General features: G+C 36.9%; 18 protein-coding genes and 1 pseudogene. 3 read left to right on the top strand and 16 right to left on the bottom strand.

All coding sequences use genetic code 11. The features are described from left to right. Window positions 1-119 precede the first annotated feature (119 nt). From ACGF49_RS15030 to uxuA, 3 genes are all read left to right on the top strand, one after another. Window positions 120-1,100, top strand: a complete 981-nt coding sequence (locus tag ACGF49_RS15030; protein ID WP_387491661.1) for a TRAP transporter substrate-binding protein — start codon at window positions 120-122, stop codon at window positions 1,098-1,100. A gap of 118 nt (window positions 1,101-1,218) precedes the next feature. Then, the gene (locus tag ACGF49_RS15025) at window positions 1,219-1,980 is read left to right on the top strand and encodes an FCD domain-containing protein (protein WP_387491659.1); all 762 of its coding nucleotides are present in this window, start codon (window positions 1,219-1,221) and stop codon (window positions 1,978-1,980) included. 84 nt (window positions 1,981-2,064) lie between these two features. Beyond that, complete coding sequence (gene uxuA / locus ACGF49_RS15020) at window positions 2,065-3,243, top strand: mannonate dehydratase (protein WP_387491656.1); 1,179 nt, start codon at window positions 2,065-2,067, stop codon at window positions 3,241-3,243. A gap of 190 nt (window positions 3,244-3,433) precedes the next feature. Here uxuA and ACGF49_RS15015 read toward each other — a convergent pair whose 3' ends face one another. The 16 genes and pseudogenes from ACGF49_RS15015 to ACGF49_RS14940 form a co-directional block, all read right to left on the bottom strand. Further along, window positions 3,434-3,613, bottom strand: coding sequence for a hypothetical protein (locus ACGF49_RS15015; protein WP_113041238.1), 180 nt, complete (start codon window positions 3,611-3,613; stop codon window positions 3,434-3,436). Window positions 3,614-3,697: 84 nt separating this feature from the next. Continuing rightward, on the bottom strand, window positions 3,698-4,114 hold the full coding sequence (locus ACGF49_RS15010) for a deaminase (protein ID WP_229015727.1): 417 nt from the start codon (window positions 4,112-4,114) through the stop codon (window positions 3,698-3,700). Window positions 4,115-4,131: 17 nt separating this feature from the next. Next, entirely contained in the window at window positions 4,132-4,677 is a 546-nt protein-coding gene (locus tag ACGF49_RS15005) for a hypothetical protein (protein WP_240002814.1), read from the bottom strand. 8 nt (window positions 4,678-4,685) lie between these two features. Next, the gene (locus ACGF49_RS15000; protein ID WP_229015597.1) at window positions 4,686-5,036 is read right to left on the bottom strand and encodes a hypothetical protein; all 351 of its coding nucleotides are present in this window, start codon (window positions 5,034-5,036) and stop codon (window positions 4,686-4,688) included. A 463-nt stretch (window positions 5,037-5,499) separates the two neighbouring features. Beyond that, window positions 5,500-7,092 (bottom strand): serine hydrolase domain-containing protein, encoded by a 1,593-nt coding sequence (locus ACGF49_RS14995; RefSeq protein ID WP_387491653.1) that lies wholly within the window; start codon window positions 7,090-7,092, stop codon window positions 5,500-5,502. Window positions 7,093-7,421: 329 nt separating this feature from the next. Further along, window positions 7,422-9,014 (bottom strand): serine hydrolase, encoded by a 1,593-nt coding sequence (locus ACGF49_RS14990; RefSeq protein WP_191214745.1) that lies wholly within the window; start codon window positions 9,012-9,014, stop codon window positions 7,422-7,424. 299 nt (window positions 9,015-9,313) lie between these two features. Then, on the bottom strand, window positions 9,314-10,909 hold the full coding sequence (locus tag ACGF49_RS14985) for a serine hydrolase (protein ID WP_113041241.1): 1,596 nt from the start codon (window positions 10,907-10,909) through the stop codon (window positions 9,314-9,316). A 300-nt stretch (window positions 10,910-11,209) separates the two neighbouring features. Further along, on the bottom strand, window positions 11,210-12,802 hold the full coding sequence (locus ACGF49_RS14980) for a serine hydrolase (RefSeq protein WP_191214743.1): 1,593 nt from the start codon (window positions 12,800-12,802) through the stop codon (window positions 11,210-11,212). Between the two features lie 370 nt (window positions 12,803-13,172). After that, the gene (locus ACGF49_RS14975; RefSeq protein ID WP_262977902.1) at window positions 13,173-14,762 is read right to left on the bottom strand and encodes a serine hydrolase; all 1,590 of its coding nucleotides are present in this window, start codon (window positions 14,760-14,762) and stop codon (window positions 13,173-13,175) included. A 210-nt stretch (window positions 14,763-14,972) separates the two neighbouring features. Continuing rightward, window positions 14,973-16,565: a serine hydrolase gene (locus ACGF49_RS14970; protein ID WP_113041244.1), complete on the bottom strand. Its 1,593-nt coding sequence runs from the start codon at window positions 16,563-16,565 to the stop codon at window positions 14,973-14,975. Window positions 16,566-16,810: 245 nt separating this feature from the next. Beyond that, window positions 16,811-17,692 (bottom strand): DMT family transporter, encoded by an 882-nt coding sequence (locus tag ACGF49_RS14965; protein WP_036778977.1) that lies wholly within the window; start codon window positions 17,690-17,692, stop codon window positions 16,811-16,813. Window positions 17,693-17,975: 283 nt separating this feature from the next. After that, window positions 17,976-18,788, bottom strand: coding sequence for a hypothetical protein (locus ACGF49_RS14960; protein WP_113041246.1), 813 nt, complete (start codon window positions 18,786-18,788; stop codon window positions 17,976-17,978). Further along, window positions 18,785-18,925: a hypothetical protein gene (locus tag ACGF49_RS14955; protein ID WP_158536495.1), complete on the bottom strand. Its 141-nt coding sequence runs from the start codon at window positions 18,923-18,925 to the stop codon at window positions 18,785-18,787. Before ACGF49_RS14955 ends, ACGF49_RS14960 begins: the two co-directional genes overlap by 4 nt. Continuing rightward, window positions 18,909-19,829: pseudogene (locus ACGF49_RS14950) on the bottom strand (fatty acid desaturase family protein). The gene ACGF49_RS14955 and the pseudogene ACGF49_RS14950 overlap by 17 nt, the downstream one beginning before the upstream one ends. Before the next feature lie 116 nt (window positions 19,830-19,945). Continuing rightward, entirely contained in the window at window positions 19,946-21,046 is a 1,101-nt protein-coding gene (locus ACGF49_RS14945) for an amidinotransferase (RefSeq protein ID WP_113041247.1), read from the bottom strand. 725 nt (window positions 21,047-21,771) lie between these two features. Next, complete coding sequence (locus ACGF49_RS14940) at window positions 21,772-22,062, bottom strand: hypothetical protein (RefSeq protein WP_113041248.1); 291 nt, start codon at window positions 22,060-22,062, stop codon at window positions 21,772-21,774. Window positions 22,063-22,461 lie beyond the last annotated feature (399 nt).

Below are 22,461 nucleotides of genomic sequence, written 5' to 3'. Positions count from 1 at the left end.
TTGTGATATTGGTCAACCAAATCACTTTTACTTTTTGACGAAATCCGAAGTGATGCTTATGGTTTGACCGTCAGTTCAGTTGTGCCCGTAACCTATTTACAACAATTGGAGAACGAACAATGAGCAATTCTAAGCGAATTTTATCTACTGTAATCGGTGCGATATTTGCCTTAAGCGCGTCACAAGTTATGGCAGTAACAACATTAAAACTCAGCCATAACCATAACCGCGATCATGCAGTGCACAAGGCAATGACTCAGTTTGCAGATGAAGTTCGCCAAAAAACGAATGGTGATGTTCGTATTCGGATCTATCCAGACGCACAATTGGGTAACCAGCGGGAATCGATGGAACTGATGCAAAATGGTGCATTGGATTTAGTCAAATCCAATGCCGCAGAACTGGAAGCTTTTTCGCCCACTTATTCTGCTTTTAACTTACCTTATCTGTTTCGCGATAAAGCCCATTACGAAAAAATTAAAAACGGCGAGATTGGTAAAGAGATTCTGACATCCAGCAAAAACCGTGGCTTTATTGGTATAACCTACTATGAAGCGGGCGCTCGTAGCTTCTACGCCAAAAAGCCTATCCGCACACCTGAGGACCTAAAAGGCATGAAAATTCGGGTTCAGCCAAGCCCAACAGCCATCTCAATGGTGAAAAATTTAGGCGGTAACCCAACTCCACTGGCTTACGGTGAACTGTATACTGCTCTACAACAGGGTGTGGTCGATGCCGCCGAAAATAATATTGCCTCTTTTAGCCTGAGCCGTCACAGTGAAGTTGCCAGATACTTCTCGCTGGATAACCATACTATGGTGCCAGATGTCCTTGTTATTTCTACTAAATCGCTAAATAAACTGTCATCAGAACAGCAAAAAATTCTTATAACCGCGGCCATTAACTCTTCTCAATATATGACGAAATTATGGGAAAAATCAGAGGAGAAAGAGCGCCAGAATGCAGAGAAAATTGGCGTTAAGTTCGTCGATGTGGATCAAAAATCGTTTGAAGAGGCGGTCAAACCGATGTACGACGACATTAAGAAAAGCGACCCAATGCTTTACCGTATGGTAGAGCGCATCCGCGCAGTCAGATAAATCATTGGCGAAGGCCAAATGGCCTTCGCCCTTGAGCGGCATTTTTGGTTGACCAATTTCTATTTTTGACTATTATCCATACAATACCATCGATAATCACGACAACAATAGTGACACCATGAAGCATTTACTTGAGCCAAAACGTCCTTACCAAGAAGTTGGCATTTCATTAAGAGAGATGATTGCCAACCAGCAATATCGTATCGGGGATCGCTTACCACCGGAGCGAGAACTTGCTGAATTACTACAGGTTTCCAGAACCGTTGTGCGTGAAGCATTAATTATGCTCGAACTAGAAAGCCTTATTGAAGTGCGCAAAGGTTCCGGGATCTATATTATTAACCGCCCTCACCTGCCGACTTCCTCTTCATGCTCAGTTAACGCAGCGGGACCTTTTGAGTTATTACAAGCTCGCCAATTGCTGGAAAGTAATATTGCCGAATTTGCCGCCATGCAAGTGACACCAAATAACATTGCGAATATGCGTCGAGCCTTGCAAAAGGAATCCGAAGATTTGGCCTCCGGTGAAGATGAATCCGGTGACAGAGAATTCCATCTGGCGATTGCGGAAGCAACCCATAACAGCATGTTAGTTGAACTGCTTAAACAATCTTGGGCATGGCGGGAAAATAATCCCATGTGGCAGAAACTGCACACTCGAATTACCGATAAAGATTATCGTAAAGAATGGCTGCATGACCATCAGATCATTTTATCCGCCATGATCAAGAAAGATCCGGCGGCGGCCAAACAAGCGATGTGGCAACATTTGGAGAATGTGAAATTACGTTTACTGGAATTGTCTGATGTTGACGATCCCTATTTCGACGGTTATCTCTTTAATTCATATCCCTATGAAATAGCAAAGAGGCGTAATTAATTTAACGACATAATTAATAATTTTTTATATCCAATTATTCTGGTGGATTTTTTTCATTCTGAATTTATGCAAAGGTAGATAACAATGGAACAAACCTGGCGTTGGTTCGGCCCAAATGACCCTGTTTCTTTAGATGATATCCGTCAGGCTGGTGCAACTGGCATCGTTACCGCATTACACCATATTCCTAACGGACACGTTTGGAACAAAGACGAAATCTTGGCCCGTAAAACCCTCATCGAAAATAAGGGGCTTATCTGGTCAGTTGTTGAAAGTGTGCCTATCCATGAAGAGATTAAAACTCAGACCGGTCGCTATCAGCAATGGATTAATAACTACAAAACTTCACTGAAAAATTTGGCGGAATGTGACATCGATACCGTCTGCTATAACTTTATGCCTGTGCTGGACTGGACACGCACCGATCTGGAATACTCACTCCCTGATGGTTCTAAAGCCCTACGTTTTGATCAAATTGCCTTTGCCGCATTTGAAATCTATATCCTCAAACGTCCAGATGCAGAAGCTGATTACACCGTCGAAGAACAAGCTCAGGCAAAAGTCTATTACGACAACATGTCTGCTGCTGATATTAAGAAACTCACCACTAATATTATTGCCGGTCTGCCGGGGGCCGAAGAGGGCTATACGTTAGCAGAATTTCAGGCGCAATTAGATCGCTACAAAGATATTACCCGCGATAAACTGCGTGAACATTTGGCTTATTTTCTGCACCAGATTGTTCCTGTATGTGAAGAATATGGTTTACGTCTGGCAATTCACCCGGATGATCCGCCGCGTCCTATTCTGGGCTTACCACGTATTATTTCCACTATTGAAGATATTGAATGGCTAGCAACCATTGAACCAAGCCCGGCTAACGGTATTACCATGTGTACCGGCTCCTATGGCGTTCGTGGTGATAATGATTTGGTCGAGATAATTAAACGCTATGGCAATCGAATCTATTTCACTCACCTGCGCTCCACCCAACGGGAAGAAAACAGCAAAACTTTCCATGAAGCCTCTCATTTGGCAGGTGATGTGGATATGTATAATGTAGTGATGGAAATCCTACGTGAAGAATATCGCCGTAAAAAGGCTGGAGATAACCGTTTGATACCTATGCGCCCTGATCATGGTCATCAAATAATTGATGACCTGAAAAAACAAACTAATCCCGGCTATTCCTGCATTGGCCGATTAAAAGGTCTGGCAGAAATTCGCGGTCTGGAATTAGGTTTAAGGCGAGCGTTTTTTTAAAATAAGTAATGAGTTTAAGTTATTCACTATATTTACTAGTAACCCTAAAAAGGGTTACTTTTTATATTTTCCCACATCGATGTGTCTATCAAGGTGTTGAAATAAAACCTTATTCTATTATTTTAATTAGTTTTCTAACAGTGAGAAAACCCTTATCAAACTCTCTGTTTTTCAATTAAGTAAGAATAAGTTATACCAATTTGTTTTTAGTGAAAGTCGTATAACCTCCAGGTTTTAACGCAATATTATCTCTACGGGATATATGTGGATTACGAGGAGTTCTCAATCCAACTTTTTTCCAATCTGGCCATTGCTCAACTATTTTTCTCATTTCGGCTAAATAAGCTAGAAACTCTTCTCTCTCGGTCATTTTCCTAACTCCTCTATTAAGTTATCCACGTTAATTACTGATTGTGACTCTTTTTCTACATAAGATAATGGTAGCATCTGCATCCTAAGCTTTGCTTTTAGGATAGGGTTCAATATAGACAACTCGTGTTATACCACTGGCAACGATATGTTTTGCACAATTATGGCAAGGGAATGTAGTACAATACAATATTCCATTATGAGTACTAATGTTACTTCTTGCACATGCCAAGATTGCCTCCATTTCAGCATGCACAACCCTGCCATATTCGGTAATATCCTTTATTTTACTTTTTAGGAGATATTCCTTAAATACTTCCTTTTGTTCATCTACAATACCTTTAAGTACATCTTCAATAATTAACCTTTTCTGTTTCGCATTTGAATCCTCACCTATCTTATAATCTCTACCATTTTCAGCATTTTCAATTGCATCTCCTACATAATCAGGCCAATATAATCCTCCGCCAAATCGGGGTACATCATTAGCTCCAGTTGAGATTATATTCTTATCTTTGGTTAATACCGCACCAACCTGACGGGAAAGATCCCTGATCGTAAAGAAGCAGAAAAAGCCATAAACATAGCATATTCATCAAAGGTTGGTGTGACATATGGATTACCAAAAATAAGATCTAATATTCTCCATATATTATTGTCGGTCCTATTTTTATTTCCATCATAATTTATAAAGAAATCTGATAACTCATAAGTATCTCTGGTATGCTGTCCCCATTTATTCCCCTCATTAGAATCACGATCGATCAATTTTTTAGCCTTTACCTCATCAATACATTTATCAACAATAAGATTTCTTAATATTTGTGATTCACCAGTATATACACCTATCAGGAAAAAGCCATTTGCATAAATATCCCTTAATGCATTGACCTCATCCGGGTGTTTAAGAGAATTTATAATATATGCTTTCCTGACCGATGGTGTTGGTAAAGTGTTTTTCTTTCTTCTTCCTTTATTTATCTTTGCTGCCGCAGCCAATGCTAATATATACCCGTCATCTTTCAAGCTGCCTCTTTGTTGGCTGCACTCACTCACCCCGGTCACATAGTTATCTATGCTCCCGGGGATTCGTTCCCTTGCCGTCGCGATGCAACTTGAAATCCATAGGGTATAGAACTATCCTGACTAGACTCTCTTAAATAATTACCCTCCGACATTAAGCAACTTATCCTTTCATAATTATCCCTTGTTGACGGAATATCTCTTAATACCGAAATGATTTCAGAAGATATTCTTATCTCCTGTACATCATACCTGAACGCATTAAGTTTCTTTGTTATAGAATCTCTAATTATTTCCAAATCTGTTCCTACAGCGCCAACTAACGCAATAACGACCTCAGAATCAAAATCACAAGGTATCTGATCATCCTCATATGGATATGTTTTATTTATATTAATCATGTTAAGTATTTCTGCCTATTATCGTTTTACTCTATTTAAAATAACCGTTAATTACATTTGTAAAAAACGGGCAATAACATTCAAACAAATATAATTTCGTAGCTAAATATAGTCTTTTTATTTACTATACCCTGTACATTCTGATTAGGAAATATGAATTAACATCACATAATTTACCCTTTTTCATAAATTTACCTCCCTTCTATTATAATAAAGACTAAATTGTATCTCTAATTAGAGGAAAGGTGTATCCTTAACATATCAAGAGCGATGAGAATATAAACCAAAAACAATCCATGAAGCAATTAAAATATCAAAATCATGTCGAACAGGCAGAACATCGTCATAATAGTTCTGCCTGAAAATAAATAGATTAGATAGAAAATATCTTTATGATCTCAATCTAATTTTCTTATCCTTCTAGAAAAACACGGTTCTTAATTCATATTTACAACCCTATCAATTAAACCAAGACGAATTCTATCTTCCAACAATATCCATCATTAACATAAACACGAGGTTCATTTGTATCAGAGTTAAATTCAAAATCAATAATCAACTCTGTCGCCGGAAGAAAATAACTGTTCCCATAAATCCACCGTAAAGCTTCTCTCTTTCCCGGTAAGATAATTGCATCAATATAAATCTCATCACCTAATACTTCAATATTGATAATCGATTCTGTTTCATGATTATAATAACGCCCTGACAATCGATGAATATCGATATCACCTTTATCGATCATCTTTTTCAAATAAAAAATATTGCCATTTTCATTAATCTGTTCCAATGCAATAACACGCTCATTTTCAATGATAGGTTTGAAGCGGATTTGCCCACCTTCTTCTTGAAATGTTCCATCCGCGTTAAAGATAATCGGATTGCCTTTTTCGAACAAATTACCTAATAAATAGCAATCTTCTTTGGTAATAATATAAGGAAAAGGCTCCATTCCTTTGAAAATACCGGTAATATCAATATTACTGGTCCGGCAAGGCTGTTTGTTTGGTTCAGTAACACCAGTATTAAACAACACATCAAGACACTGCCTGATAAACTTATAGACATTAGTATTTGCTGCGGAGGTAATAGCGATACCTAATTTAGCATCAGGCAAAATGCACGTTTCTGATTTGAAACCACTATAAGAACCACCATGTCGCATTATCGTTTGCCCTTCACGTTGGCTAATAATCAAACCGTAGGCATAATTGTTACGATCGCCGTTAGTTAGATCTGGCATATGGGATAACTGAGGCAATAATTCCTGAACAATCGATGGCGAATAAAATGCCCTTATCCAACGACACAAATCATTTACCGTAGAATAAAGCCCTGAACCACCAACCACCGCATCATTGAGATCATATCTTCTCCACTGACGCAACGCCTCGTTATAAGCATAACCCATTGCCCGATCAGAGATAATCTCGGTTATATCATCATAGAAAAAGGTATTTTTCATCTTTAATGGGGCGAAAACATTTTCTTCCGCACATTCTCTCAATGATTTACCTGAAACCACCCTGACTATTTCCGCTAATAAATTATAGCCCGTATTACTATAGAGATAATATTCTCCAGGCATAAAATTAAGCATTTGTTGCCGTTGAACCATTTTTCTCACCAAATCAATATGACGGTGGTCAAAGTCCGAGTTTTTACCTGCCAGATTATAAAGCCCAAATTGATCCTGTAATCCACTGGTATGGTGAATAAGATGTTCAATGGTAATATCAGAGAAGTGCGCAGGGAAATAATCCAAATATTGTCCAACTTTATCCTTGACGCTGAGCTTTCCTGCTTTCTCCAACAAAGCTATGCAAAAAGCGGTGAATTGTTTTGAAACACTCGCCAAATAGAATTTAGTATTAGGTTTTACCGCCACAGTATGTTCTATGTTAGCCTTTCCTATATGGCGCTGATAAATAGTTTTATTGCCGTGGGTAACAGCAACAGCGAATGCTCCACCCTTTTTTTTATTTTCAATATTAACTAGTTCGTCTATTTTTTTGAGAAAAGAATTAATGTTATCTGTAGATATGGTAGATTTCATTATGCATTTCCTTATTTAAGGTTATAAGACAAAACATATATATTCAGCCTAATAGCGATATATATGTGGGCAGTACTGTAAGACGTAAACAGGAAACATCCAAGTGGTAATGGTTATCATTTAATATATTAAAGGCAATATAAAGTAGCTACGGCTGTAAATCAAAATTGGTTAACCTTTGCAAACAGTTATTCGCTGTCAATAATCATTTTGGTGCTGATATTTTCAAAAAACAGGCAGAACATAAATATGATAGTTCTGCCGGGTAAAAAGTATATCTAAATAAAAATATCTTTAAAATCTCAATAATGTCAATTCCATTCTATCCGTCAAACCGCAACGAATTTTATCTTCCAACAACGTGAATTACTGATATAAAAATGAGGTTTATTGGCATCAGTATCTAATTCAAAATCAATAATCAGTTCAGTACTGGGAGAGAAATAACTATTCCCGTAAATCCGCCGTAAGACTTCCTTTTTACCAATATAAACTACCCCATCAATATAAATCCCATCGCCAAAAGAGGAAACAGTCATCGTTGCTTCTGTTTCATGACTATAATATCGCCCTGCCAATCGCTGAATATCGATACCTCCGTCATCAACCCTCTTTTTAAGATAAAAGACATTGCCATTTTCATTAATCTGTTCCAGTGCAGTAACACTGTCATTTTCAATGATGGGTCTGAATCGGATTTTACCCCCTTTCTCTTGGAATGTACCGTCAGAGTTAAAAATAATCGGGTTACCTTTTTCGAATAAATTACCTAACAAATAAGTCTCTTCCTTGGTAATAATATAAGGATAAGGCTCTTCCCCTCGGAAAATACCGGTGATATCGATATCACTGGTTAGGCTATACGGTTCTTCTGGCTTAATATCGGTGTCAAACAAGATATCAATATTCTGTTCCACCCATTTAGAAACATCAACACCTATTGCAGCGGTAATCGCGATACCTAATTTAGCATCCGGTAAAATACAAACATGAGATTTGAAGCCAGCATAAGAACCACCGTGTTCTATTATCGTTTGCCCTTCGCGTTGGCTGATAATCAAACCGTACGCATAATTGTTGCGATTACCGTTGGTTAAATCTGGCGTGCGGGATAATTGAGGCAACAGATCCTGAACAATCGATGGTGAATAAAAGGCTCTGATCCAACGACACAAATCACTTACCGTAGAATGAAGCCCTGAACCACCGACCACTGTATCGTTGAGATCATCTCTTATCCAACGGCATGAATCCTCGTTATAAGTGTAGCCCATTGCCCGATCAACGATAATTTCAGTGACATCATCATAGAAAAAGGTATCTTTCATCTTTAATGGGGCAAAAACATTTTCTTCTGCATATTCTCTTAACGATTTACCTGAAACCACTCTGACTATTTCCGCCAGCAAATTATAGCCGGTATTACTATACAGATGATATTCCCCAGGAGTAAAGTTAAGCGCTTGTTGCCGTTGAGCCAATTTTCTGACTAAATCAATATGGCGGTGATCAAAGTCCGAATTTTTACCTGCCAGCTCATAAAGTAAAAACTCATCCCGTAACCCGCTGGTATGGTGAATAAGATGTTCAATGGTAATATCAGAGAATTCCGCAGGGAAATAATTCAAATATTGCCCAACTTTATCCTTGACGCAAAGCTTCCCTGCTTTTTCTAGCAAAGTAATACAAAAAGCTGCGAATTGTTTTGAAACACTCGCCAAATAGAATTTAGTATTAGGCTTTACAGCCACAGCATGTTCAATGCTGGCTTTCCCGATATGACGCTGATAAATGATTTTATTGCCGAGGATAACCGCAACGGCGAGAGCGCCCCCCTTCTTTTTATTTTCAATATTCATTAATTCGTCTATTTTCTTGAGAAATAACTTAATCTTATCTGTAGATATAGTAGATTTCATCATGAAACTCCTTATTTAAGGTTACAAAATAGAATATATACGGCCTGATATCAATACATATACAAACAGTACTGTAAGACGTAAATAAGAAATATCCAAGTGATAATGGTTATCATTTAATGTGTGAATGGCAATATAAAGTAATTATCGAAGCTGATGTTTAAAAAACAGGCAGAACTAAATATAATATTTCTGCCTGGAACAAAATGCATCTAATGGAAAATATCTTTAGGCCCTCAACAACATTAATTACACCCTGTTATAACAATGCCATTCTTCATTCTGATTTATCACTTTAAAAATTAAACTGCAACAAATTCTACCCTCCAGCAACCCCAGTCATTGATATAAAGGTGAGGCTTATTCATATCAGAGTCAAATTCAAAATCGATAACAAATTCAGTACTCGTGGAGAAATAACTATTACCGTAAATCCGCCGTAAAACCTCTTTTTTCTCAGAATAAGTAACCCCATCAATATAAATTTCATCTCCAGAAGCAGAAATAGTCACCGTTGCTTCTATTTCATGACTATAATAATTCCATAACAATCTCTGAATATCGATAACATCGTCATCAGTCATCTTGTTAAAATAAAAAACATTGCCATTTTCATCAATCTTTTCCAATGCGATAACACTATTATTTTCAATGATAGGTCTGAATCGGGTTTTACTTCCCTGCTGTTGGAATGAGCCATCAGAGTTAAAAGTAATCGGTTCGCCTTTTCCGAATAAATTACCCAATAAATAGCAATCCTCTTTGGTGATAATATAAGGATAAGGCGTTGCTCCTCGGAAAATTCCTGTGATATCGATATCACAGATTAGACAATGTGGTTTTTCCGGTTCAATTATATTCGTGTTAAACAACACATCAAGACACTGTTCAATCCATTGAATGACATTAATATTCGTTGCAGAGGTAATAGCGATACCTAATTTAGCGTCAGGTAAAATACAAACATCAGATTTGAAACCAGCATAGGAACCATCATGCTGTATTATTTTTTGCCCTTCTCGTTGGCTGATAATCAAGCCGTAAGCATAATTATTGTGATTGCCATTGGTTAAATCTGGTGTACGAGATAATTGAGGCAACAGTTCCTGAACAATGGATGGTGAATAAAATGCTCTGATCCAACGACACAAGTCATTCACCGTAGAATAAGCCCCTGTGCCACCTACCACCGAACCATTGAGATCATATCTTGCCCACCGGTTCGGTTCCTTGTTATAAGTGTAACCCATCGCCCGATCAAAAATAATCTCTGTGACATCATCATAGAAAGAAGTATCTTTCATCTTTAACGGAGCGAAAATATTTTCTTCTGCATATTTTCTCAATGATTTACCTGAAACCACACTGACGATTTCCGCCAGCAAATGATAGCCCGTGTTGCTATAAGTATAATATTCGCCAGGCGTAAAATTAAGCGCTCGTTGCCGCTGCGTCAGTTTTCTTATCAAATCAATATCATGGTAATCAAAACGCGAGTTTTTACCTGCCAAGCGATAAAGTAAAGATTCATCACGTAATCCACTGGTATGATAAATAAGATGTTCAATAGTAATATCAGAAAATTCTATCGGGAAATAATCCAAATATTGCCCAACTTTATCTTTGACGCTGAGCTTTCCTTCTTTCTCCAATAAGGCAATGCAAAAAGCTGCGAATTGTTTTGAAACACTCGCCAAATAGAATTTAGTATTAGGTTTTGCAGCCACAGCATGTTCAATGCTGGCTTTCCCGATATGACGCTGATAAATGATTTTATTGCCGAGGATAACTGCAACGGCGAGAGCGCCACCCTTCTTTTTATTTTCAATATTAACTAATTCGTCTATTTTCTTGAGAAATAACTTAATCTTATCTGTAGATATAGTAGATTTCATCATGAAACTCCTTATTTAAGGTTACAAAATAAAATATACACGGCCTGATATCAATACATATACAAACAGTACTGTAGGACGTAAATAAGAAATACCCAAGTGATAATGGTTATCATTTAATATGTGAATGGCAATATAAAGTAATTATCGGAGCTGATGTTTAAAAAAACAGGCAGAACTAAATATAATATTTCTGCCTGGAACAAAGTGCACCTAATAGAAAATATCTCTATCTCCTCAATAGTATTAATTCCATTCTACTATAACCATATCGCTCCTAATTCTAATTTATCATTTTATAAATTAAACTGTGACGAATTCTATCTTCCAACAACGTGAATTACTGATATAGATATGAGGTTTATTGCTATTAGGGTCTAATTCAAAATCAATAATCAGTTCAGTACTGGGAGAAAAATAACTATTTCCGTAAATCCGCCGCAAGACCTCCTTTTTACCAATATAAACTACCCCATCAATATAAATCCCATCGCCAGAAGGGGAAACAGTTATCGTTGCTTCTGTTTCATGACTATAATATCGCCCTGCCAATCGCTGAATATCGATACCTCCGTCATCAATCCTCTTTTTAAGATAAAAGACATTGCCATTTTCATTAATCTGTTCCAGTGCAGTAACACTGTCATTTTCAATTATAGGTCTGAACCGGATTTTGCCTCCTTGCTCTTGGAATGTACCGTCAGAGTTAAAAATAATCGGGTTACCTTTTTCGAATAAATTACCTAACAAATAAGTCTCTTCCTTGGTAATAATATAAGGATAAGGCTCTTCCCCTCGGAAAATACCGGTGATATCGATATCACTGGTTAGGCAATACAGTTCTTCTGGCTTAATATCGGTGCCAAACAAGATATCAATATTCTGTTCCACCCATTTAGAAACATCAACACCTATTGCAGCGGTAATCGCGATACCTAATTTAGCATCTGGTAAAATATAAACGTGAGATTTGAAGCCAGCATAAGAACCACCGTGTTGTATTATCGTTTGCCCTTCGCGTTGGCTGATAATCAAACCGTAAGCATAATTGTTGCGATTGCCATTGGTTAAATCTGGTGTGCGGGATAATTGAAGCAACAGATCCTGAACAATCGATGGTGAATAAAATGCTCTCATCCAACGACACAAATCATTCACGGTGGAGTGAAGCCCACCACCACCCACAGCAGAATTATTGATATCGTTTCTTACCCACTGGTGCAGCTTCTTATTATAAGCATAACCTATAGCCCGATCAGGAATAATCTCGGTTATATCATCATAGAAAAAGGTATCTTTCATCTTTAATGGGGCAAAAACATTTTCTTCTGCATATTTCCTCAACGATTTACCTGAAACTACGCTGACTATTTCCGCCAGTAAACTATAGCCCGTGTTGCTATAGAGATAATACTCCCCAGACGTGAAATTAAGTGCCTGTTGCCGTTGGACCAATTTTCTCACCAAATCAATATGACGGTGATCAAAGTCTGAATTTTTACCTGCCAGGTGATAAAGTAAAAATTTATCCCGTAACCCGCTGGTATGGTGAATAAGATGTTCAATGGTAATGTCAGAAAATTCTGCGGGGAAATAATCCAAATATTGTCCGACTTTATCCTTAACCCTGATCTTTCCTTCTTTCTCCAATAAAGCTATGCAAAAAGCCGTGAATTGTTTTGAAACACTCGCTAAATAGAATTTAGTATCAGGTTTTACAGCTACAGTATGTTCAATGCTAGCTTGCCCAATATGACGCTGATAAATGGTTTTATCGCCGTGGGTAACCGCAACGGCAAGAGCCCCTCCCTTTTTTTTATTTTCAATATTAACCAGTTCATCTATTTTATTGATAAATAATTTAATATTATCTGTAGATATTGTCAGTTCCACCATTAATTTCCTAATATTTAAAGTTATACAAGCAGGGCACATATATACAATCTGGTGATACAACATATGCGGGCAGAACTATAAGGCGTAAACAAGAAACACCCAAGTGATAATGATTATCATTTAATGTATGGATGACAATATAAAGTAACTGTGGGTGAAAATCAAAATTAGCTAACTTTTATAAATAGTTATTTGATTTCAGAAATCATTTTAGATCTAATGTTTACAAAAAACAGGCAGAACATAAATATAACCGTTCTGCCTAGGATGAAGTGCATCTAATATAAAATATCTCCAGACTCTCACAATAGTATCAATCCTATCCTACTAACGAAATACTGTCCTAAATTTTCATTTACTAACCTGTTAATTAAACCGAAACAAATTCCAAATTCAAGCAGCGCGAATTACTGACATAGAGACGATATTTATTTGAATCTGGATCAAATTCAAAATCAACAATAAGATCAGTTCCTGGGGATAAATAACTATTCCCATAAATATGCCGCAAAACCTCTTTTTTTACCGGATGGATAATCGCATCAATATAAACATTTTCATCAGCCGATATAACATTAATTACCGCCTCTGTTTCGTAACTATAATAGCACCCTGACAATAGTTTAATATCGATACTCTCTTCATCATTCATTTTTTTAAAATAAAAAACATTACCATTTTCATCAATCCGTTCTAGTGCGATAACATTGTCATTTTCAATGATAGGTCTGAACCGGGTTCTACCTCCTTGCTCTTGGAATGTACCGTCAGGATTAAAAGTAATCGGGTTACCTTTTTCGAATAAATTACCTAAAAAATAAACATCTTCTTTGGTAATAACATAAGGATAAGACTCTATCCCTCGGAAAATACCGGTGATATCAATATTATCGGTTAGGTAATGCGGCTTTTCTGGCCCAACATCGGTATTAAGCAATATATCAATATACTGATCCACCCATTTAGCAACATTAACACCTATTGCAGCGGTTATCACGATACCTAATTTAGCATCCGGTAAAATACAAATATTATTTCTGAAGCCAGCATAAGCACCACTGTGTTGTATTATCGTTTGCCCTTCGCGTTGACTGATAATCAAACCGTAAGCATAATTGTTACGATTTCCATTGGTCAAATCTGGTGTACGGAATAATTGAGGCAACAGATCCTGAACAATCGATGGCGAATAAAACGCTCTCATCCAACGGCACAAATCATTCACGGTGGAATGAACCCCTGCACTACCCACCACAGAATTGTTGATATCGCTTCTTATCCACCGTTGAGAATTCTCATTATAAGTGTAACCCATCGCCCTGTCAGAGATAATCTCGGTTATATCATCGCAGATAAAGGTATCTTTCATCTTTAATGGGGCGAAAACATTTTCTTCTACATATTTTTTCAACGGCTGGCCTGAAACTACGCTGATGATTTCCCCCAGCAAATAATAGCCCGTGTTGTTATAAAGATAATATTCCCCTGTGGGGACATTCAATGCCTGTTGTCGTTGAATCAGTTTTCTGACTAAATCAGCATGGCAGTAGTCAAGATCTGAATTTTTACCTGCCAGACCATAAAGTAAAAACATATCCCGTAACCCACTGGTATGATGAATAAGATTTTCAATGGCAATATCAGAGAAATGCACGGGTAAATAATCCAAATATTGTTTGATTTTATCCTTGACGTTGAGCTTTCCTTCTTTCTCCAGCAAAGCTATACAAAAAGCCGTGAATTGTTTTGAAACACTCGCTAAGTAGAATTTAGTATTAGGTTTTATAGCCACAGCATGTTCAATGCTCGCTTTCCCAATATAACGCTGATAAATGGTTTTATTACCGTGGGTAATCGCAACGGCGAGAGCGCCACCCTTTTTTTTATCCTCAATATTAACTAATTCATCTATTTTCTTGATAAATAATTTAATATTATCTGTGGATATTGTCAGTTTCATGATTAATCTCCTAATATTTATAAAAAACAGACAGAACATAAATATAATCGTTCTGCCTGGAACAAAGTGTATCTAATAGAAAATATCTTTAGGTCCTCATAATATTAATTCTATACCCGTCATCTTTCAAGTTGCCTCTTTGTTGGATTCACTCCCTTGCCGTCGCGATGCATCTTGAAATCTATAGGGTATATATTTACTAACCTGTGACTAAATTTCAACGAATTCCACATTCAAGCAACGTGAATTACCGATATAAAAACGAGATTTATTCGTGTCAGGATCAAATTCAAAATCAACAACAAATTCAGTACTGGGAGAGAAATAACTATTCCCATAAATACGTCGCAAAACCTCTTTTTTTACCGGATGGATAATCCCATCAATATAAATATCATCACCAGACGCTATAATATTAATTACTGCCTCTGTTTCGTGACTATAATATCGCCCTGACAATAACTGAATATCAACACTATCTTCATTGTTCATCTTTTTCAAATAAAAAACGTTACCAATTTCATCAATATGTTCCAATGCGATAACACTGTCATTTTCAATGACGGGCCTGAACTGGATTTTACTTCCTTGTTCTTGGAATGTACCGTCAGAGTTAAAAATAATCGGGTTACCTTTTGTAAATAAATTACCTAAAAGATAAACATCTTCTTTAGTAATAATATAAGGGTAAGGCTCTATCCCTCGGAAAATACCGGTGATATCAATATCACTGGTTAAGCAATGTGGTTTTTCTGGCTCAGCTTCGGTATTAAACAATATATCAATATGCTTATCCGTCCATTTACCAACATCAACATCGGTTGCAGCAGTCATCGCGATACCTAATTTAGCATCTGGTAAAATACAAATATTAGCCCTGAAGCCAGCATAGGTACCACTGTGTTGTATTATCCTTTGCCCTGCGCGTTGGTCGATAATCAAACCGTAAGCATAGTTGTTACGATTGCCATTGGTTAAATCTGGTGTACGAGATAATTGAGGCAGTAAATCCTGAACAATAGATGGCGAATAAAATGCTTTAGCCCAACGACATAAATCATTCACGGTGGAGTGAACCGCTGCACTACCCGTCACAGAATTATTGATATCGCTTCTTATCCACTGTTGCGAATTCTCATTATAAGTGTAACCCATCGCCCGATTAGAGATAATCTCGGTTATATCATCACAGATAATGGTATCTTTCATCTCTAATGGAGCGAAAATATTTTCTTCTGAATATTTTTTTAACGACTTACCTGAAACCACTCTGATGATTTCCCCCAGCAAATAATAGCCCGTGTTGCTATAAATATTATATTCCCCAATGGGAGCGTTTAGTGTCTGTTGTCGTTGGATCAGTTTTTTCACTAAATCAGCATTGCAGTAGTCAAAACTTGAGTTTTTACCTGCCAGACTATAAAGTAAAAATACATCCCGTAACCCGCTGGTGTGATGAATAAGATGCTCAATGGTAATATCAGAGAAATGCTCGGGTAAATAATCCAAATATTGACTGACTTTATCCTTGACATTGAGCTTTTCTTCTTTCTCCAGCAAGGCTATGCAAAAAGCCGTGAATTGTTTTGAAGCACTCGCCAAATAGAATTTAGTATTAGGCTGTATAGCCACAGCATGTTCAATGCTCGCCTGCCCGATATGACGCTGATAAATTATCTTATCATCGTGGATAATAGCAACTGCGAAAGCCCCACCTTTTTTTTCATTTTCAATATTAACCAGTTCATCTATTTTTTTGATAAATAAATTAATATTATCTTTAGATATCATCGATTTCATCATGAATTTCCTTATATAAGATTATAAAACAAGACATATATATGCAGTCTGATAGCAATAAATATGTTGTGAGTACTGTAAGACGGAAATAACCAACATCCAAGTAATAATGATTATCATTTAATATATAAAGAGAAACAGAAAGTAACTGTGGTTACTCATCAGAACAGATGAATTCGTGCTAGTACTGATTTCAACATTCATAAAAAAGCAATTACCGGACTAATTGTAAGCCCGGTAACCCAGATTTATTCAGTGGCAAGAGAGACTCTCTTTGTACGAAAGACTAATACAAGTCCTGATAAAATGGCTACCATTCCCAACAAACTTAGAGCAGGTAATGAATTTCCCAGAAACAAATAATCCATTACAGCGGTTACACCAGGAACGAGATAAAAAAGACTGGTTACATTCACCAAATTACCTGCCCGAATGAGTCGGTAAAGTAATAATTGAGCCACAACAGAGATAATTAACCCTAACCATAGCAATGAAATAATAAAGCCAGGCACCAGTTGAAACTCAAAAGGTTGGAAAGGAACAAACAATAAACAAAGTAGTAGGCTAACACTATATTGCAGGGGTAAAACCGCAGAGGGAGCTTGATGAATTCGTTTCTGTAAAATCGCACCAATACTCATACAAGCCAATGCGGCTAAGGCAAAAGTAATACCAGCAATAGAAAACCGAGACAGCACCAAGCTTTGATACACCACTAATACCAAACCCAGTAATGCTAATAATAAACCCGCTAAACGTACAACCGAGAAACGACGTTCGATCACCAACAATGTGATAATCGGTTGAATTCCCATAACTGTAGCCAAAACGCCAGGCGTGATCCCATTATCCAAAGCAAAAAAGTAACAAATAGAATAACCGCCAATTAACAAAATACCGGTGCCTGCTATCTGTTTGCGAGTACCATGCTCAGGTAAATAATAGCCCTTATGCCTGAATAATAATCCCAGAAATATCAAAAAAATAAGCGCAATAGCAAAACGCATCGTGAGAATGGCAAACGCGGTACTATGATCGAGTCCCCACCGAGAAAAAATCGCACCACTGCTCCACAATAAAACAAAAATCAAAGTCGAGCTATAAGAGATCCATTGAGCTTTAGAAATCATAGAGAATCCACACCCTGTCTTACATTTAATGTACACAAGTCAACGCAGCAGCCAAATCTAACACCGATTAAATATCAACCCTCTCTCAGAGGCAATCATATTATACGATTATATACCCGTCATCTTTCAAGTTGCCTCTTTGTTGGCTGCACTCGCTCACCCCGGTCTCATAGTTATCTATGCTCCCGGGGATTCACTCCCTTGCCGTCGCGATGCATCTTGAAATCCATAGGGTATAGATAAATATCTGTGAGCAGTTTTCAATCTCCATGAGCACGTTACGTTAGGTCCACCAAATAAGATCACCATTTTGCTGTAATCCCATAAAACAGGTCATCAGTAAACGCCGTTCTGGTGCAGAGATAGTATTACTATTCAGTACCGCATGGACCAAGTTCCCATTCAGTAATACCAAATCTCCCGCCTCAATATTAATCACCATACTTGCATGATCTTCCAATAACTCCGACGGGTATGGAAAACCACTGTAAGTTAAACCAAGGGCACTACGCGATTGGTCATCAGGTTGAATATTCCATACTTTTAATTGTCCGCCATTTTGAGGAACGTCAGCGTAAAAATTTACCGCCATAACACGATTAATCTGTTGGATCTCAAAATCACTCTGGCTCGGATCACTTAACTGTGCAAGATCATCATGAGGTAATAAAAGAAATTCGCCAAAATTATTCCAATACACAATTTTTACATTACCCGCCGCAACACCATGATACATTGCAGGACGTATTACCCGTAGGGTATTACTACTAAAATGAATTACTTGATCAATGAAATGATCAATTGGATTGATCGTATCTTGAAACACCTCATTAATTGAAGAACGGAAATGTTCCGCTTCTTCAATATATTGGCGGGTATCTTTTTCAATATGCGATGCTCCAATGAAATATCCCTCAACACCTTCAATACCTTCTCCGTAACGAGGAGTCCGTGCCGGGGAACGCCAAAAGTTCTCAATTATTTTCCTGCTTTGTTCTGACGGAAGAAAATTACGAACCCGACAAGCCGCAAGGCGACCATCCAAAAGGGCAGAAAGTGCGTGTATAGATATATTGTTTGATGTTTCATATATCATAAACTCCGATTCTGCCAGCGTTGCTCCTCTAATCTCGAATTTTTTTGCATTATAGTCGATTCACCCATTATTTTTGGTTTATACCCGTCATCTTTCAAGTTGCCTCTTTGTTGGCTGCACTCACTCACCCCGGTCACATAGTTCGCTATGCTCCCGGGGATTCACTCCCTTGCTGTCGCGATGCATCTTGAAATCCATAGGGTTTATAGATCTATGAAGTAACGATCTACGTCTATGTAAAAAACCCAATATTGCAGGTACCGGACTAATAACCCTCTTCTGTGCAGAAAGCTGAGTCGAATATTTCCTACGTAAATCAGGTAATAGCCTCCAATGCGTGTTTCCTGAGATATGATGTTCTTGGTGATAGCCATCATTAAACATCAAAAAATTATAGACACGACCATAGTAACTCGCTGAATTTGCAAATTTATTTTCCGGCAATGCACCATAATGCTCATAATAATTTTGTATATTAACCAGAACAAAGGCAAAATATAGAGAAGGTAGATAGCAAAATAAGCTCTATTCCCAAGACCAAGTGAATAAGATAATAACCCACATCGCTTGAAATAATCTATCCAGTCTCAATTGCCACAACTCTTTCATTCTCCTAACTTTTACTCTTGAAAGAAGTTTTTCATATCCTCTATCAGCTTTACTAAGCGGTTTATGCCATATAAATATAGCCCATAACATACGAATTAAACTGTTATAAAGAGTAAATATTCCACCAATGGTAGAATAACGCCAAAGAGCATTATGTTCCCCTATTTCTTTTCCATTGATAAAGGTTGAAGAAGTATCCTGAGGTCCACTTTCGCCGACTCCCCGGTCGTTATTATATTTGTGGTGATTACGAACATGGGACAAATGATAAGACTGTATAGATTGCCCAATATTCATTGAATTCAATATAGACACAAACATATTCATGGTATTAGAAACAAACCAGGGAGTATGGGTAAAAAAATGCGAGATCACCATTATGTTGTAAGTTATCATCAATGTCAGGAGAATAACATGAGTCAACCACCCCATAATAGTGAAACCATTCCAATAAACAACTAGCGTAATAGTGGCTACCGTATGCAAGATACTTAATGCAAACATTGCTGCATCCCAAAGGGAATATCTCCAGATAGCCATCATTATTCCTAGTCAAGATAAGACTGTAAAGTTCCACGCCGTCTTACATCCACTGTTGCACAATGGAAGGAACCGCCGAACGTATTAAAATTCCTGAAATTACATGGAATAGGCGTAAAGCCCCAGCGTTTCATCGCAGCGATCATTGGTTCATCCTGCTTTTCAACAATCACTCGCTGTTCATCCAACATCAGAATATTCATGTTGATCCATTTACTGGTCGTATACAGAGGATGGTCATCAGGAATAACCGGTTTCGGTGCATGTAATACATCCCAGTTCCTAAACAATTCAGGAATTTTTAATACTTTTTCTGGGTGAATTAACAGTTTTCCTGGCGCCATAGGAACAAAAGTGGCATCAATGTGCATAGGGCTATCATCGTTAAATTCAAAAACATGAATACGATATTCATCACCTATATGACGACGAAGCCATTCAATACCAAATTCATTTGTAACATGGCTCTTTTGAGCAATGATGTCTCGCCCACATCGAATAAAATCCGCAGCATCAAAAGTTGGTTCAAACTCAGTTATAGCAAGGGGAACACGCTCCTTGCTATTAGGCTGATGCCATTCGAAATTATATTGTTCCTCGGTCAACTGTGGCTTTGGCCCAGCGCTCCATTTTGCCCCTTTCTTAAAGTAATCTTTAAGTAAAGTCTTATATGCCGCTGTCTCAAAATAACGAGAACGCCATGCTAGCGGGCATTCAATAATATCATTTCCAATAACTAACAGCACATCGCGAGGCATTGCACAATAAAACCCTGTACTACTCCAGCCTGGCGCACCAAATACCTGAGATTGGTCTTGCGGATCCGGACGACGTACTGTCACGCCTTCACCTTCAAGAATATGGACAAACTCTTCTAATTCTCTAGATGCTGCATCAATTTGCTCTTGCGGAAATGACCGACCTGCATACCGATGAAAATTAGCAATCTGATTCGGTGGTAGTATTGGCTCTATCGCCATATGCCAACCGGGAAATCTGGCGCCATCAACGACACCGACAATAACCTCCTCAAGTGGATCCCATTCATTAAAAGAACAAACTGGGGAAGAATTCTTACTATCATTATCTGTTAAATTCGAATCAAGCATGTCGTCTCCTGATATTTTAATATTATGTCGCTTTAAAACTATAACAATTGTATTAATTGCGGCCCTGTTTTAATCAATATAAATCTCTTAGAAAAAATTCAATTTCAATATATCATCATACATAATATTATAGATTTACATTTCTTTCCGTTTAAAAATTCAAATTAACTATGATTTTTTTAGATCTGACAAATCCAACAAAAAATCATAACATTAGCTATTTAAAACAGTAAGAAACTGTTAAAAAATTTATTTTTTCATCATAAAACTTTCAATTAAGGTAATAATATAAAAAACAACTTTATAGTTTCACTGTGGTTTTATCACTTTAAAATAAAAATATAAGTTTTTCTTCGAGCAATAATATATGGACATTTAAATTTGTAAAGGAATTAAATTTAAGCATTGTAAAATAGAGTTAATGTGATTGTTTGCTATATAATTATTTACTTATAATAATATTACCGAAGATAAGTAAAGTGGAATTTATTTATGAGATATTGTTGTTTTATTTTTCAATAATTAATTCCAATAGAGGAAGGCAGAGCGATAATATTATCATTCTGCCTTTGACTAAGTGCATTTAGTAGAGAATCTTTCTACATTTTAATAAAATTAATTTCATTCTACCAAGGAAATACTTCTCTTAATTCCTGCTTGTAATATCTCTGTATTTAGTGAGGCTATTAATCAGAAAATTATAATTTATCTGAACTAATAGACCACTATACACCAACTTTTATTCCAGTAATGATATTTACTTGAGAGTTAGTTTGATCAACATCAATCGTTACTTTCTCACCCTTATAATAAGCGTGTACAAGAATAAGATAAGCCTGAGTAAAATCATCGCCCGTCAAGGCATCACTATCCAATACACAAACATCGCCTGAGATATAAAATTTTACTACATTTCTCTCTGTCTTACTTTTCGCGAGGGCAAGTTCAATTTTAACTATTTTACCAGAATTTTGACCTTTATCAATATCAGCATTACTGACAATTGTACTATCCATATCAAACTCCAAAATATAATTAATTTATAAATAGACTTATATTACCCAAGATGCAGAACAACAAACTGTTTACTTGTGGAATATAAGATAAAGGACACTTCTACTATAAAATCAATATGCATTAATAGGTCATCTACGCATCAGATATAGTAGTTAGCATTTTTAATACTACATTAATACTTTATCTAACACATATAACTATAGATGCCATTCATACGTTGTCAAATAAAGGTGATAGCTTAATTTAAAAATACGTCTACATTGTCACAAAAAACAGAAATTCAGATCTTTCATATGAAAACCTTGATATATCATTAACTTCTTCCACATCTAATAGTTACATATATAAATGATAATAATATGGGTATTTATCACTCTCCTTAAAAAGATAAAATTATT

The organism is Photorhabdus sp. RM96S (assembly GCF_042879335.1).
Classification (GTDB): Bacteria; Pseudomonadota; Gammaproteobacteria; order Enterobacterales; family Enterobacteriaceae; genus Photorhabdus; species Photorhabdus kayaii.
This window is presented reverse-complemented; position numbering and strand designations above follow the sequence as displayed.

Excerpts from the sequence above, each read along its gene's own strand:
- uxuA (WP_387491656.1), top strand. The coding sequence starts at position 2,065 with ATGGAACAAACCTGGCGTTGGTTCGGCCCAAATGACCCTGTTTCTTTA.
- ACGF49_RS14995 (WP_387491653.1), bottom strand. The coding sequence starts at position 7,092 with ATGAAATCTACCATATCTACAGATAACATTAATTCTTTTCTCAAAAAA.
- ACGF49_RS14945 (WP_113041247.1), bottom strand. The coding sequence starts at position 21,046 with ATGCTTGATTCGAATTTAACAGATAATGATAGTAAGAATTCTTCCCCA.
- ACGF49_RS14990 (WP_191214745.1), bottom strand. The coding sequence starts at position 9,014 with ATGATGAAATCTACTATATCTACAGATAAGATTAAGTTATTTCTCAAG.
- ACGF49_RS15030 (WP_387491661.1), top strand. The coding sequence starts at position 120 with ATGAGCAATTCTAAGCGAATTTTATCTACTGTAATCGGTGCGATATTT.
- ACGF49_RS14960 (WP_113041246.1), bottom strand. The coding sequence starts at position 18,788 with ATGATATATGAAACATCAAACAATATATCTATACACGCACTTTCTGCC.
- ACGF49_RS14975 (WP_262977902.1), bottom strand. The coding sequence starts at position 14,762 with ATGAAACTGACAATATCCACAGATAATATTAAATTATTTATCAAGAAA.
- ACGF49_RS14970 (WP_113041244.1), bottom strand. The coding sequence starts at position 16,565 with ATGATGAAATCGATGATATCTAAAGATAATATTAATTTATTTATCAAA.
- ACGF49_RS14985 (WP_113041241.1), bottom strand. The coding sequence starts at position 10,909 with ATGATGAAATCTACTATATCTACAGATAAGATTAAGTTATTTCTCAAG.
- ACGF49_RS14980 (WP_191214743.1), bottom strand. The coding sequence starts at position 12,802 with ATGGTGGAACTGACAATATCTACAGATAATATTAAATTATTTATCAAT.
- ACGF49_RS15000 (WP_229015597.1), bottom strand. The coding sequence starts at position 5,036 with ATGATTAATATAAATAAAACATATCCATATGAGGATGATCAGATACCT.
- ACGF49_RS14965 (WP_036778977.1), bottom strand. The coding sequence starts at position 17,692 with ATGATTTCTAAAGCTCAATGGATCTCTTATAGCTCGACTTTGATTTTT.
- ACGF49_RS14940 (WP_113041248.1), bottom strand. The coding sequence starts at position 22,062 with ATGGATAGTACAATTGTCAGTAATGCTGATATTGATAAAGGTCAAAAT.
- ACGF49_RS15025 (WP_387491659.1), top strand. The coding sequence starts at position 1,219 with ATGAAGCATTTACTTGAGCCAAAACGTCCTTACCAAGAAGTTGGCATT.
- ACGF49_RS15015 (WP_113041238.1), bottom strand. The coding sequence starts at position 3,613 with ATGACCGAGAGAGAAGAGTTTCTAGCTTATTTAGCCGAAATGAGAAAA.